This window comes from Kribbella sp. CA-253562, assembly GCF_050942265.1.
GTDB lineage: Bacteria > Actinomycetota > Actinomycetes > Propionibacteriales > Kribbellaceae > Kribbella.
On record NZ_CP192049.1, the window covers coordinates 4,002,434 to 4,015,721 of the forward strand.

Annotated in this window: 14 protein-coding genes; 7 read left to right on the plus strand and 7 right to left on the minus strand. The window is 70.7% G+C overall.

Features of this window, described 5'->3' with window-relative positions:
• Window positions 1-9 precede the first annotated feature (9 nt).
• Window positions 10-1,602 carry a M4 family metallopeptidase gene (locus ACQPXM_RS18940; protein WP_432950379.1) on the minus strand — a complete coding sequence of 531 codons (1,593 nt, stop codon included), beginning with the start codon at window positions 1,600-1,602 and terminating at the stop codon, window positions 10-12.
• 161 nt (window positions 1,603-1,763) lie between these two features.
• Between ACQPXM_RS18940 and ligD the strand changes: the two genes are divergently transcribed.
• Window positions 1,764-2,822: a non-homologous end-joining DNA ligase gene (gene ligD, locus ACQPXM_RS18945; RefSeq protein ID WP_432950381.1), complete on the plus strand. Its 1,059-nt coding sequence runs from the start codon at window positions 1,764-1,766 to the stop codon at window positions 2,820-2,822.
• Here ligD and ACQPXM_RS18950 read toward each other — a convergent pair.
• From ACQPXM_RS18950 to ACQPXM_RS18960, 3 genes are all read right to left on the minus strand, one after another.
• Window positions 2,819-4,174 (minus strand): neutral zinc metallopeptidase, encoded by a 1,356-nt coding sequence (locus ACQPXM_RS18950; RefSeq protein WP_432950383.1) that lies wholly within the window; start codon window positions 4,172-4,174, stop codon window positions 2,819-2,821. The two genes, ligD and ACQPXM_RS18950, sit on opposite strands and share 4 nt — an antisense overlap.
• 70 nt (window positions 4,175-4,244) lie before the next feature.
• Window positions 4,245-5,009 carry an SDR family oxidoreductase gene (locus tag ACQPXM_RS18955; RefSeq protein ID WP_237771408.1) on the minus strand — a complete coding sequence of 255 codons (765 nt, stop codon included), beginning with the start codon at window positions 5,007-5,009 and terminating at the stop codon, window positions 4,245-4,247.
• Between the two features lie 112 nt (window positions 5,010-5,121).
• On the minus strand, window positions 5,122-5,955 hold the full coding sequence (locus ACQPXM_RS18960; RefSeq protein WP_432950385.1) for an SURF1 family cytochrome oxidase biogenesis protein: 834 nt from the start codon (window positions 5,953-5,955) through the stop codon (window positions 5,122-5,124).
• Window positions 5,956-6,032: 77 nt separating this feature from the next.
• On the opposite strand from ACQPXM_RS18960, the gene moaA reads away from it, so the two are divergent.
• Entirely contained in the window at window positions 6,033-7,043 is a 1,011-nt protein-coding gene (gene moaA, locus ACQPXM_RS18965) for a GTP 3',8-cyclase MoaA (RefSeq protein WP_432950387.1), read from the plus strand.
• A 66-nt stretch (window positions 7,044-7,109) separates the two neighbouring features.
• Here the strand turns inward: moaA and ACQPXM_RS18970 are convergent, their stop codons facing one another.
• On the minus strand, window positions 7,110-7,313 hold the full coding sequence (locus ACQPXM_RS18970) for a hypothetical protein (protein ID WP_077016453.1): 204 nt from the start codon (window positions 7,311-7,313) through the stop codon (window positions 7,110-7,112).
• A 177-nt stretch (window positions 7,314-7,490) separates the two neighbouring features.
• The gene (locus ACQPXM_RS18975; protein WP_432950390.1) at window positions 7,491-7,850 is read right to left on the minus strand and encodes a DUF3099 domain-containing protein; all 360 of its coding nucleotides are present in this window, start codon (window positions 7,848-7,850) and stop codon (window positions 7,491-7,493) included.
• Between the two features lie 73 nt (window positions 7,851-7,923).
• Between ACQPXM_RS18975 and ACQPXM_RS18980 the strand changes: the two genes are divergently transcribed.
• From ACQPXM_RS18980 to ACQPXM_RS19000, 5 genes are all read left to right on the plus strand, one after another.
• Window positions 7,924-8,136: a dodecin gene (locus ACQPXM_RS18980; RefSeq protein WP_077016451.1), complete on the plus strand. Its 213-nt coding sequence runs from the start codon at window positions 7,924-7,926 to the stop codon at window positions 8,134-8,136.
• A gap of 107 nt (window positions 8,137-8,243) precedes the next feature.
• Window positions 8,244-8,948 (plus strand): 3-oxoacyl-[acyl-carrier-protein] reductase, encoded by a 705-nt coding sequence (fabG, locus tag ACQPXM_RS18985; protein WP_432950391.1) that lies wholly within the window; start codon window positions 8,244-8,246, stop codon window positions 8,946-8,948.
• A gap of 30 nt (window positions 8,949-8,978) precedes the next feature.
• Complete coding sequence (gene fabI / locus ACQPXM_RS18990) at window positions 8,979-9,749, plus strand: enoyl-ACP reductase FabI (RefSeq protein WP_432950393.1); 771 nt, start codon at window positions 8,979-8,981, stop codon at window positions 9,747-9,749.
• Window positions 9,750-9,751: 2 nt separating this feature from the next.
• Window positions 9,752-11,443: a Mur ligase family protein gene (locus tag ACQPXM_RS18995; protein ID WP_432950395.1), complete on the plus strand. Its 1,692-nt coding sequence runs from the start codon at window positions 9,752-9,754 to the stop codon at window positions 11,441-11,443.
• Window positions 11,444-11,482: 39 nt separating this feature from the next.
• Window positions 11,483-12,343, plus strand: a complete 861-nt coding sequence (locus tag ACQPXM_RS19000; protein WP_432950397.1) for a hypothetical protein — start codon at window positions 11,483-11,485, stop codon at window positions 12,341-12,343.
• Between the two features lie 9 nt (window positions 12,344-12,352).
• Here ACQPXM_RS19000 and ACQPXM_RS19005 read toward each other — a convergent pair whose 3' ends face one another.
• Window positions 12,353-13,207, minus strand: a complete 855-nt coding sequence (locus ACQPXM_RS19005) for an amino acid-binding protein (RefSeq protein ID WP_432950399.1) — start codon at window positions 13,205-13,207, stop codon at window positions 12,353-12,355.
• Between the last annotated feature and the right edge of the window lie 81 nt (window positions 13,208-13,288).

Sequence of the window (13,288 nt, forward strand, 5' to 3'; positions counted from 1 at the left end):
TGTCGGCGATCAGTTGACGCTCACCGCCGACCACGCGGCGGCGACGGCGGCACGCTCCGGGCTGGTGGCGCCGTACAGGTCGGTGGCCGCATTGAGCGTGGCAGTCCGGGCCTGGGCGTAGTTGGTGCTGGTGGTCATGTACGTGGTCAGCGCCCGGTACCAGATCTTGCCGAGCTTCTCCTGGCCGATGCCGGTCACCGAGGTGCCGTTGCAGGTGGTCGAGTCGTGCGGCAGACCGCCGAACTCCTTCGGCCCGCTGCCCTCGGCCAGCAGATACGCGAAGTGGTTCGCGACGCCGGAGGAGTAGTGCACGTCGAGGTTGCCGATCCCGGCGTACCAGCAGTCCTTGGACTGGCCGTCCTTGCTCGGCTTGTCCATGAAGCGCAGCGCCGGGCGGTCCTTCATGATCTCCTCGCCGATGTAGTAGTCGCCCGGGTCGTTGCCGTTGCCGGCGTAGAACTCGACCAGCGTGCCGAAGATGTCACTGGTGGCCTCGTTCAGGCCGCCGGACTCGCCGGAGTAGGTCAGGTTCGCGGTGGCGGTGGTGACGCCGTGGGACATCTCGTGCCCGGCCACGTCGATCGACACCAGCGGGCCGGCCACCACGCCGTCGCCGTCGCCGTACGTCATCTTCTTGCCGTCCCAGAAGGCGTTCACGTAGTTGGTGCCGTAGTGCACCCGGCTCGGCACGCCCTTGCCGTCGTTGAAGATGCCGTTGCGGCCGTGCAGCAGCTTGAAGTAGTCGAACGTCTTCGCGGCGCCGTAGTGGGCGTCGACGGCGGCCGAAGCGCGGTCGGTGTTCAGGCCGGTGCCCCAGTGGTTGTCCGCGTCGGTGAAGCGGGTCGGGGTCGGGCAGCCGAAACCGAACAGCTGGCACAGGATCGAGTCGGTCTTGTTGTTCGCGTCGGCGGTGTAGCCGTTGCCGCGGGCCGGGTCGGTCAGCGTGAAGCCGCCGGTGGCCGGCGTGGTGTCCAGCGGCACGGTCCCGCTGTAGAGGCTCTTGCCGTCGCCGTTCGCGGTGTGGATGTGCTGCTCGGTGATCAGCTTCGCGCCGGTGAGCGCGTCGACGGTCGTGGTCAGGTGGCTCGGCGTCCCGTCGGCCTGGGTGCCGGCGGTCGTGACCAGGTACGCCAGGCGGGGCGCACCCTTGCGGGCCTCGATCACCAGCGACGGCTTGCCTTCGAGCTTGCCGCCGCCCGCGAGTGCCTTGGCGGTGGCACCGGCGACGGAGACCTTCGGCGTGCGGGTGACGGTGGCCGGCTGGGTCAGCGTCAGGCTGACGTCCTTCCAGGCGCCGTCCTTGGCCTGGTGGACGACGACGTCGCCGCCGAGCACTTTGAGGCCGCCGACGCTGCGGTCCATCCGGACGTGGCTGGTGCCGTCGGGGTCGACGATCACGTCGCGGACGGCGAAGGTGTCGGCGCCGGTGGCGCGCAGCGTGCCGAGATGCTGGCCGATGGCGGCCTTGGCCCTGGCGACCGCGGTGGCCGGGGACGGGCCGGGTTCTGCTTGCGGGGCGCCGGTGGCGGTTCCGGTGCCGAGACCGAGGGCGGTGGCGGTCGCGACTGCGGTGGCAGCGGCGAGAAGGGCGGATCTGTTCATCCTCGTGCTCCTTCAAGAGTGTCCCGGGGGCCTCACGCCCCAGGAACGAGGTGCAGGAACGTTACCGCTCGGTCACCCAGGGTGGCCAGAGGTCGGGAAAGTTCTCTTCTCCCGCGGCGTGCGCCGGTTTTTGGTCCGTGCCGGGCGGTAGCGTCACGGCCATGGCGGCGACCAAGGCAATCGAGCTCGAGATCGCGGGACGCACGGTCCGGGTGAGCAACCCCGACAAGCCGTACTTCGCGGAGCGCGGGCTGACCAAGCTGGACATCGTGAACTACTTCGTCGCGGTCGGCGACGGCATTCTCGGCGCGCTCCGGGACCGGCCGACCACGCTGGAGCGCTGGCCGGGAGGCTGGTTCGAGGGCGCGAAACTGTCCACCCGGATGGACAACAAGGGCGACGCGTTCTACCAGAAGCGGGTCGCCAAGGGCGCGCCCGACTGGGTCGAGACGGCGACGATCAAGTTCCCCAGCGGCCGGCCCGCCGACGAGGTCTGCCCGACCGAGCTCGCCGTCGTCGCCTGGGCGGCCAACCTCGGCACCCTGACCTTCCACCCCTGGCCGGTACGCCGTCCGGAGCTCGACTCCCCGGACCAGCTGCGGATCGACCTGGACCCCCAGCCGGGCACGGATTTCAAGAGCGCTGTCGCGGTCGCCCCGGCGCTGCGCGAACTGCTCGCCGAGCACGGCCTCGAAGGCTTCCCGAAGACGTCGGGCGGCCGCGGACTGCACGTGTACGTGCCGATCGAGCCGCGCTGGGACTTCGTCCAGGCCCGCCGCGCGGTGATCGCGCTGGGCCGGGAGCTGGCCCGCCGCCTGCCCGACCAGGTCACGGTCAACTGGTGGAAGGAGGAGCGCGGCGAGCGCATCTTCATCGACTACAACCAGATGGCCCGCGACCGGACCATCGCCTCGGCGTACTCGATCCGGCCGAACGCCCGGGCCCGCGTCTCGGCTCCGCTGCGCTGGGAGGAGCTGGAGGACGTCGTACCAGACGACTTCGACGTACTCACCATGCCCGCCCGCTTCGCCGAGGTCGGCGACCTGCACGCCGCCGTCGGCGAGCAGGCCTTCTCCCTCGACTCGCTGCTGGAGCTGTCGGCCAAGCACGAACGCGACTACGGGGAGGGCGACCTGCCCTATCCGCCGGAGTACCCGAAGATGCCCGGCGAGCCCAAGCGGGTCCAGCCGTCGAAGGACCGCGACCGCCCGAAGGACTAGACGCAGCCGGAGACGTTGCCGAAGAGGCCGGTCCGCAGGGCCTTCGTGCGGGCGAAGGCGCCGCCGCGGTCCATCGACTCGGCTTCGTCGGTGAAGCCGGCGGCGACGATCGACGTCAGGGCTTCGTCGAGGTCGCCAGGGGACAGGGGCGAGCGGGCCAGGTCGCCGCCGGCGAGTGAGGCGATCCAGGCGCCGGTGAAGCAGTCGCGCTGCAGGCCGGCGTCCTGGCCGGAGGTCGGCAGGCCCGCCTGGCTCTGACCTGCCTCGGCCCAGGCGTCGCCGAGGGCCGCGCCGGTGGCGAGGTCGCCGATCTGGTCGTGCGCCGCGACGAGGCGCGGGGTGCTCCAGGCGATCGTCCTGGTGGCTGGGCAGTAGTCGGCGATCAGGCCGGCCGGATCCTCCGCGCCCGGACAGCCCGGTACCTCGGTGCTGTCGTCCGGGCTGATCGCCGGTGACTGGTACTTCCGGCCGGCGGCCAGGCGCGGCACGATCGACGACCAGTACGCGTCGAGGCTGCTCGACAGCACCTGGACCGCTTCCGCGAACGGCAGATCACCACCGGACTCCGCCTCCGCCCGGGTCCGGAACGGCAGCTCCGTGGTGACAACCCCCTGTGACGGCAGCTGCGCACACTGGCTCGCGCCCTGCTCGTAGCCGGTCTGGAACGCGTTCACCCGGTCGAACCCGAGACCGTGCGCCTGGGGAGCGGTCGCCGCCCGGCCCGGCTGGTCCCGCAGCGTCAGGATGGTCGCGACGGCGCTGTCCAACGCGCCGTCGGTCAATTCCACCGAGTCCTCGGTCGAGGTCTCCGCGAAGCGCGTCCACGAGCCCGCGAAGCAGTCGGCCTGCAGTTCCTGCACGACCGAGGGCGCGTCGAGCCCTACGCGGGCCTGAACGGCGTGGCCGAACTCGTGCGCGAGCACGATGGCCGGTGCGATTCCGCCGAACCGCTGAGCCAGCTGGGGGAAGAGCTCAGCGGCGTCCCACGCGATGTAGTCGTCGTCGGGACCCCCGCAGTAGAAGGCGTTGCCGCGCAGGTCGTCGTACGTCTGCTGCTGCCCGCCGCAGCTGAACGGCGCGCTGTCCGGCGTCTTCGGCTGGAATCCGCCCGCCAACGGCTGCAGATCTCGCTGATAGACCTTCGGCATTTCCCTGGACCAGTAGCTGACCAGACTCTGCTGCGCCGCGCCGACGATGTCGCCCGACCCTGGTGTGGCCCGGCCCAGCTGCTGCTGTCCGATCGGATCGTCGTCCGGCCGCCGAATGTCCACGACCGCGATCGTCGCCGCCAAGGCCAGGACGACGGCGATCAGCACCAGAGCACTCGCCGCACCTCGCTGGTTCCGGTCCACCAGTCGCTCCTTCCGCCCACGCGTTGCGGAGGTACCCCGGCGAACCCACCGCAACCCGGTACGGCGAAGCTCAGATCGTGCGCAGCGCTCCGCCGTCGACCGGGATCATCACACCGGTCAGGTACGACGCCGCCGGCGACAACACGAACGCGGCGACCCGGCCGAACTCCTCGGGCGTGCCGTAGCGGCGCAGCGGAATCGTCTTCTCGGCCGACCGGCGGGTCGCGTCCGGGTCCCCGCCCTTGGAGTCGAGCTCGCGGACCCGGTCGGTGGCGATCTTGCCGGGCATCAGGCCGTTCACGCGGACGCCGTTCGGGCCGAGCTCGTCGGCCAGCGTCTTGGCAACCATCGCCAGGCCGGGACGCAGCCCGTTGGAGATGGCCAGGCCGGGGATCGGGGAGCGCACCGACGACGACAGCACGAAGGCCAGCGACGTCCCCTCGGCGCCGGCCCGGGCGACCGAGCGGGCGATCCGCAGACCACCGAGGAACACGCTGTCGAACGCCGCCCGCCAGTCGTCCTCGTCGGTGTCGAGCGCCGTACCGGGGCGCGGTCCGCCGACGCTGATCAGCGCACCGTGCAGAGCACCCCACTTGGCGATCGCGGTGGCGGCCAGCCGCTCGGCGCTTTCGGGATCGGCGTTGTCGACCGGGATCCCGACCACGTTCTCGCCGAGCTCGGCGGCGGCCCGCGCGATCGACTGCTCGCTGCGGCTGGAGATCACCAGGTTGGCGCCTTCGGCGGCCAGTACCCGCGCGGTGGCCAGACCGAGCCCGCCGCTGGCGCCGGTGACGATATAGGTGCGATCGCGAAGTCCGAGGTCCACGGCCACCATCCTGCCGTACTCCGCCAGGCCTCGCTGAGCCGCGCGTCGCCGGAGCAGCACCGCGTCTCAGATGATGAACCGATGTCTCAGCCGCACCAGCGGCCGGACGCGGCCGTCCGGACTACGGCTCCGGCGGTGGCGGCGATCCGTCCGACACGCCGACGGCGGTGGCCGATCGGTTGCGATCGGCAACGTCGGGCTCCGGGCCGGCCTCGCCGTCGGCCTGCTCGGCGGCTAACGCGTCCTTGTCCTGCAGGTCCTGGCGGGAGAAGTAGACGAGTCCGCCGATCGCGAGCAGCGCGAAGAAGAACCACTGCAGGGCGTAGAAGAAGTGCGGCCCGTCGTCGATCTCCGGCCCGGGGAACTTGCCGAACGCCGGATCCGCGGGCGGCTGCTGCTGGTCGACGGCCAGATAACCGTCGTACAGCTTCAGGTCGAGCGCGCTGGCGTAGTCCGGGCCGTTGATCAGTCGCGCGGTGCCGTCGACCGGCGTACCGCCCGTCGTGTGGCCGCCGTGCTCGCTGCGCCGCAGCCGGCCGGTCACCGTCACCTCACCGGTCGGTACCGGGGGAATCGTGGCCGGTGCGAGCTCGCCGCCCTGCCGGGCCAGGAAGCCGCGGTCGACCAGCAAGGCCGTCCCGTCGGTGAGCACCAGCGGCGTGACGATCTCGAAGCCGGGCCGGTCGTTCACGTTGCGATAGCGGACGACGATCTGCTTGCTCGCGTCGTACCGTCCGGTGACCACCGCGGTCCGCCAGTCGTGCTGCTCACCGACCACCCGATCGGCGCCGACGATCTCGGACAGCTTCGCCGGGGGAGCGGCCAGATTGCTCCGGGTGACCCCGTTGCGCGCCTCGCGTTCGGCCAGCCGGTGCAGCTGCCAGCGGCCGAGCTGCACGCAGGCCCCGGCCAGGATCACGATCACCAACGCGGAGCCGATCCACCGGGAAGTCATCAAACGACGCACGTCTCGAACTTAGGCCATGAGCTGAAACACTTCACCGGCGCCCACGGCCCCGTACCCTGGATACCGTGACCACGACACCGCAGCTGGGCCTGGCCGACAACTACGGCCGGGTCGCCACCGACCTCAGGGTCTCCCTGACGGACCGTTGCAACCTGCGCTGCACCTACTGCATGCCCGAGGAGGGCCTGGACTGGCTCGCCAAACCCGAGCTGCTCACCGACGACGAGATCGTCCGGCTGGTCTCGGTCGCGGTCACCCACCTCGGTGTCGACGAGATCCGCTTCACCGGCGGCGAACCGCTGCTGCGCCGTGGCCTGGTCGGCATCGTCGACCGTACGACGGACCTGCTGCCCCGGCCGCAGGTCTCGCTGACCACCAACGGCATCGGCCTGGCCCGTCAGGCGGAGGCGCTGCGTGCGGCCGGCCTGGACCGGGTGAACGTGAGCCTCGACACCGTCCGGCAGGACACCTTCCAGCAGCTGACCCGGCGTGACCGGCTCAAGGACGTGCTGGCCGGCCTCGCGGCGGCGCACGCGGCCGGCCTGGCCCCGGTCAAGGTGAACGCCGTACTGATGCGCGGCGTCAACGACGACCAGGCGCCCGAGCTGCTGCAGTTCTGCCTGGACCACGGCTACGAGCTGCGCTTCATCGAGCAGATGCCGCTGGACGCCCAGCACGGCTGGGACCGGTCGACGATGATCACCGCCGACGAGATCCTCGAGAAGCTCAGCGACCGGTTCGGCCTGGAGCCGACCGACGCGGCGACCCGCGGCAGTGCGCCGGCCGAGTCGTTCACGGTGCACGGCGGTCCGCAGACGGTCGGCATCATCGCCAGCGTCACGCGGCCGTTCTGCGGGGACTGCGACCGGGTCCGGCTGACCGCGGACGGTCAGGTCCGCGACTGCCTGTTCGCCCGGACCGAGTCCGACCTGCGCACGGCCCTGCGCGCCGGCGCCTCCGACGAGGAGCTGGCCGACCGCTGGCGCACCGCGATGCGGGGCAAGCTGCCCGGCCACGGCATCGCCGATCCGTCCTTCCTTCAGCCCGCCCGGCCGATGTCCGCCATCGGCGGTTGATACAACACGGCGCAAATCTGAACCGGAAATTTACTTTTTCACCCTGAATGCCCGCCGGAGTTGTTCTCAGCCGGTGAAAGGCTCGACCTCGCGCAGGAAAGAGCGGGCGCCGAGGAAGTCGCTCAACGACTGCTTGTGCTCGTCACAGGCCAGCCACGTCTTCCGCCGTTCGGCGGTGTGGATCTTCGGGTTGTTCCAGCGCAGCGCCCAGCGCGCGGGAGCGCCACATCCTCTTGCAGAGCAGACGGAGGCCGGTGCTTCTTCAGTCATGCGGAATTGTTCCTGACCACTCAATTATCAAAAGCCTGGGCAAAATGAAGCGACGTCGGACAGCCACGGGGGGAGCCGTCCGACGCCGCATCAAGTCCCTGAATTTCATCCGTGAACTTCAGAGCACGCGGGAGATTCTGACACGGATCCGGTGGCAGAATCCAGTCCCGGCCGAGATCACTTTTCGGTGTCGTCACGCAACTGCTGATCGGACACGTATTCGCCCTGCACCACCGGTCCGGGCCGGTCGGTCAACTGGGGTCGCGGCGGCGCGTCGTACGGGTCGGCGCCGGCCAGCTTGCGCTTTTGCTGCGCGTTGGCGAACACCACCGCGACCGACGGCAGGAATACCGCGCCGACGAGCAGGATCCAGCGCCAGGGCGAGGGCGCGATCACCGCGGCGACGAAGCAGACCACGCGCAGCGACATCATCCACGCGTAGCGCGCGATCCGGCTGTCGAGGTCCTCGGAGCGGCCCGGTTGGGCACTGGTCACCGAGATGACCGTTTCGCCGTCGGTGTCACGTCGTCTGGGCATCTATTCTCCTCACCAACGACAACGGTACGCCGCCGTTCCAGCGGCGCCCCAGCCAGCTGTGAAGGAGAGCACGATGACAGATCGCACCTACCGGGTGACCGAGCTCGTCGGCACGTCCAAGGAGGGCGTCGACGCGGCGATCCAGAACGCCATCGGCCGGGCCGGCGAGACGCTGCGGCACCTGGACTGGTTCGAGGTGACCCAGATCCGCGGGCACATCGTCGACAACCAGATCGACCACTACCAGGTCGGGCTGAAGGTCGGTTTCCGCCTCGAGGACGCCTGAGCAGTACGCCGTACGCCGCTCCCGTGCCGCCCGGTTCGCGGCGCGGCCGGGGGCGGGCGATAGCGTTCGTGCCGCAGCAGCGGTCCACCTAGTGAGGAGAAGTGTTCGTGGCTAGATCGGTACTCGTCACCGGCGGCAACCGGGGCATCGGCTTCGCCATCGCCACCGCGTTCAAGGAGGCCGGCGACAACGTCGCGGTCACCTACCGCAGCGGTGAACCGCCGGCCGGCTTCCTCGGCGTGAAGTGCGACGTGACCGACACCGAGCAGGTGGAGGCCGCGTTCGAGACGATCCAGGCCGAGCAGGGCCCGGTCGAGGTGCTGATCGCCAACGCCGGCATCACCAAGGACACGCTGCTGCTGCGGATGTCCGACGACGACTGGGACGCGGTCATCCAGACCAACCTGACCGGGTCGTTTAAGGTCGCCAAGCGGGCCGCCAAGGGCATGCTGCGGCTGCGCAAGGGCCGGATCGTGTTCATCTCCTCGGTGGTCGGCATGCTCGGCTCGCCCGGCCAGGTGAACTACGCGGCCAGCAAGTCCGGCATGATCGGCATGGCCCGGTCGATGGCCCGCGAGCTGGGCAGCCGGGGCATCACCGCGAACGTCGTCGCACCGGGTTTCGTCGAGACCGACATGACCGCGGTCCTGCCGGAGGAGACCCAGCAGCAGTACCTGGGCCAGATCCCGCTCGGCCGGTTCGGCCTGACCACCGAGATCGCGAACGCCGTGCGCTGGATCGCCTCCGAGGAGGCCGGCTACATCACCGGTGCGGTGATTCCGGTCGACGGCGGCATCGGCATGGGCAACTGATCACCTACTTCTTCTGAGAAAGGGACGCCGGTGGGCATCCTCGACGGCAAGCGGATCCTGGTCGCCGGAGTCACGCTCGACTCCTCGATCGGCTTCGCCACGGCCAAGGTGGCGCAGGAACAAGGCGCGACCGTGCTGATCTCGAACTTCGGCCGCGCGCTGAGCATCACCAAGCGGATCGCCAAACGGCTGCCCGTCGAGCCGCCGGTGCTGGAGCTCGACGTGACCGACGACGAGCACCTGGCCGCGCTGCCGGACAAGATCCGTGAGCACGTCGACGGGCTGGACGGCGTCGTGCACTCGATCGCCTACGGCAATCCGGAGACGATCCTCGGCGGCAAGTTCCTCGACGGTCCGTGGGACGACGTGTCGCGCGCGGTGCACGTCTCGGCGTACAGCCTGAAGGCGCTGGCGGTGACGTGCGCGCCGCTGATGAGCCGTGGCGGCAGCATCGTCGGGCTGACCTTCGACGCGACGGTGGCTTGGCCGGGCTACGACTGGATGGGCGTGGCGAAGGCGGCGCTGGAGTCGACGTCGCGCTACCTGGCCCGCGACCTCGGGGCCCAGGGCATCCGCTGCAACCTGGTCTCGGCCGGACCGCTGAAGACGCTGGCGGCCAAGGCGATCCCGGGCTTCGAGAAGTTCGAGGAACCGTGGCTCGACCGCGCGCCGCTGGGCTGGGATCCCTCCGACCTGGAGCCGACCGGCAAGACCATCGTCGGCCTGCTCAGCGACTTCTTCCCGTCCACCACCGGCGAGATCGTCCACGTGGACGGCGGCTACCACGCGATGGGTGCCTAGCTGTGCCTACTTCTCAGGTGGAGCTCCGCGTCCTGGACGGAGCCAACCTCTACTTCAGCCGGGCCGCGGTCAAGCTGACGCTGGACCTGTCCGCGGTGATCGACGCGCCCGCGCCGGCCGCGAAGGCGTACGCGTCGGCGCTCGGCCTCGGCGCCACCCGGCCCGGCCGGATCGGGTCGGGCTTCCGGCAGCGGTTCGCGATCCGCGTGGTCGGGCACATCGTGCGCCGGATCGCCCGTGAGGCCGGCATCGGCCGGATCGGCGTACGGGTCCGGCCGGACAGCGACGTCCACCGCCTGGTGGTCGCGTTCCCGTGGGCGCACGAGCAGCGGGCTCGCGCGCTGGCGGCGGCGATCGTCGAGGTGGTCGACGCGTTCGGCGCCGAGCAGAGCGAGCTGGCCGAGCTGGTCACGGCCGTCGGTGACCGGGTCCGCAACGAGCCGCCGGGCAATCCGCCGCCGACGCTGCGGCCGAAGGTCCCGGTGGTCGCGGTGACCGGGACGAACGGCAAGACCACCACCTCGCGGATGATCGCGCACATCGGCCGTGCGGCCGGGCTGCACGTCGGCTGGTCGAGCACCGACGGCGTGTACTTCGACGGCGAACTGGTCGAGTACGGCGACTTCTCCGGCCCGAGCGGCGCCGGCCGGGTGCTGTCCCAGCCGGGGATCCAGCTGGCCGTCACCGAGACCGCGCGCGGCGGCATCCTGCGGCGCGGCATCGGCGTCGCCTCGAACGACGTCTCGGTGGTCACCAACGTCAGCGCCGACCACCTCGGGCTGGGCGGTATCGACACCGTCGACCAGTTGGCCGAGGTGAAGGCGGTGATCACCAAGATCACCCGGCCGCGGGGCTGGTGCGTGGTCAACGGCGACGACCCGCGCACATTCGCGATGCGGCTGGACTCGCCGGCCAAGTGCTGGGTGTTCTCCCGCGACCCCGACTCGCCGTCGATCCGGACCGTGCTGGACGAGGGCGGCCGGGCGACCACGGTGCTGGACGGCTTCGTCACCGTGCTGGACAACACCAGCGACGCCGAGCCGCTGGTCAAGGTCGTCGACATCCCGATGACACTGTCCGGGCTGTCCCACTACAACGTCGAGAACGCGCTGGCCGCGGCGTCGGCGGCGCTCGGGCTCGGCCTGCCGCGGGCCGCGGTGATCGAGGGCCTGACCAGCTTCTCGCCGAACGAGAACAACCCCGGCCGGATGAACATGTACTCGATCCGCGACTTCACCGTGGTGATCGACCTGGCGCACAACGAGGCCGGGCTCGAGGCGCTGCTGGAGATCATGAACGGCGTCCGCCGGCCGGGCGGGCGGCTGCTGCTCGCGCTCGGTTCACCGGGTGACCGGGCCGACGAGATGGTCGCGGCGATGGGTGCGATCGGGGCCCGCGGCGCCGACCGGGTGGTGATCGGGCACAAGGACACCTACCTGCGCGGCCGGCCGCCGGAGGAGCTGGACGCGGTCTTCCGCAGCGGGACGAGTTCCGTCGGCGTCGACGACGTCCCGTCGTTCCCGACCGAGCTGGAGGCGGCCAAGGCGCTGGTCGGCGAAGCCGGGCCCGGTGACGTGGTCGCGGTGATGTCTCTGCAGGATCGGGCGAGTCTTAACGACTGGTTGCAGTCCGAGGGGGCTACGGTCGACACACCGGAGATCTTGAAGAGCAAGGTCGAGCGAGCCCAGCACTGAGCCCCGGCCCTCGGGTCGTGAGGGCGGATTCGGGGTGAGATGCGTTATCTGTGGGCGGTCCCGGCCGCCGTGATCGGCTGGTTCCTGGTGGGGTTCGCCCCGACGTACCTGGCCGGGCTGCCTGACGCGTCCACGCTGTTCGTCCCGGCCACCAGCGGCCGGGTCGATCTGCTCGTGCTCGGCGGAGTCGCCGGGGGAGCGGCGGCCGGGTTCCTGCTCGGCCGCATCCGGTACGCCGTACCGCTGGTGCTGGTCGTTGCCGGCGGCACGTGGTGGCTCAGCGGGCACACGCTGTCCGCGCGGGACCTGCTGATCACGTTGCTCGCGGCAAGTGCCCTCGGCGCCTTCTTCGGTGCCCTGGGCACCCGTAGCTCGGTGGTCGCCGCCTTCACGCTGACCTTGCCACTGGCCTGGTACGCCGCCCGCCCGGCCGCGGACCTCGGCGACTTCCAGTGGCTGTGGCAGCTCAACGGGCTGCTCGTCGCCGTCGGGCTGACGATCGTGCTGTACGTCTGCTGCTGGCGGCGCGGTTGGCGTTCGGCGTACTTCTGGCCCTTGCTGGTCGCGGCCTACCTGTTCTCGTTCGCGATCGTCGACGCTCTGCGCGCCGTCTCCGCCGGTGCGGGCCGCCCGGCCGGCGACCTCGCCGACGCCGGGACCGACGCCTTCTTCCAGTCCTTCGAGCCCCTGCTGCGCGACTACTGGCCCTGGATGGTGCTCGCCGTCCTGCTGGCGATCCCGATGACCGCCCTCAAGCTGCGCGCCCTGCCGCCGCCACCCCCGCCCCCGGACCCGTACGCCGACCGCACCAACGACGCGGTCCTGTCCGACGACCTCGACTGGATCGACCAGCCCGAGCCGGAACGCAAGCTGCTCGCCCGCCGCGAGCCGGTCGGCTGAATCGCAGTCCTAAACGCGGTCGGCCAGCGGCCGCTCCGCGCGGGACAGTTCGGCGATCTGCGCCAAGCGGTGAGCCCGCGCCGACTCGGCCGGAGTGAAGGCCTCTCCGGCGCGCGTGAACACGATCAGCCCACTCCACGGTGACGGAACCTTCAACACGGAGCCGTCCGCCGGCAGGAGGCCGTGGCTGATCGCGAGCCGGTCGGTGACCACTCGCGCTCCGAGCAGCTCACTGATCGCGTGCGGGAGCTCCGACGGATCGGCGACGACTCGGGCCGCGAGGTGGAGCGCCTCGGTCTGGCCGTCGACCAGCGCCAGGGCGGTCGTCGGCCAGAGCTGGGCGTCCCGTCCACCGGCCGCTTCGACAGCGCCGAGCAGATCGCCTGCGGCCAGCGTGTCCGGCGTACAGACCACCAGCTCGTCCCGTACGCCGTCCGCGAGCGGGTGCACGCTCAGGTCGAGGATGTTGACGTCCAGCTCCGCGAGCTGCCCGGTGAGGCGGTCCAGCTGGCCGGCTTCGTCGTCGAGCGTGACCCGGATCCGCCACAACGACGGTGCCCGCTCGATCGTCTCGTGGGTGGCTCGGCGAGTCCGCTGAGCCGGTGCGTGCAGCCAGCCGCGGAGCAGCCGCATGGCCGAGGGCTCGACCACCCAGATCACCAGCGCGGTGGTGGTGACGGCGAGAAGCCCCACCGCGACCAGGTACGGCGGGTGCAGGGCCAGGACGAGCGCGTGCAGGGCGAGCTCGACCGGCAGAACGGCGGCGAGCTTGGCCAGCGACAGCCGGAAGCGGCGCGGCTGGGGTAGCCGCCCGCAGACGTCGCACGCCGATCCGGCCGCGACCGATCTCCGCAGTTGTTCCATGCCGATCAGGCTGGCAGCGAGCTGTTGCCGCCGCGTTGCCGCGACGTAAAACCGCTACGACGCGCCGTTGCCGGCTACTTC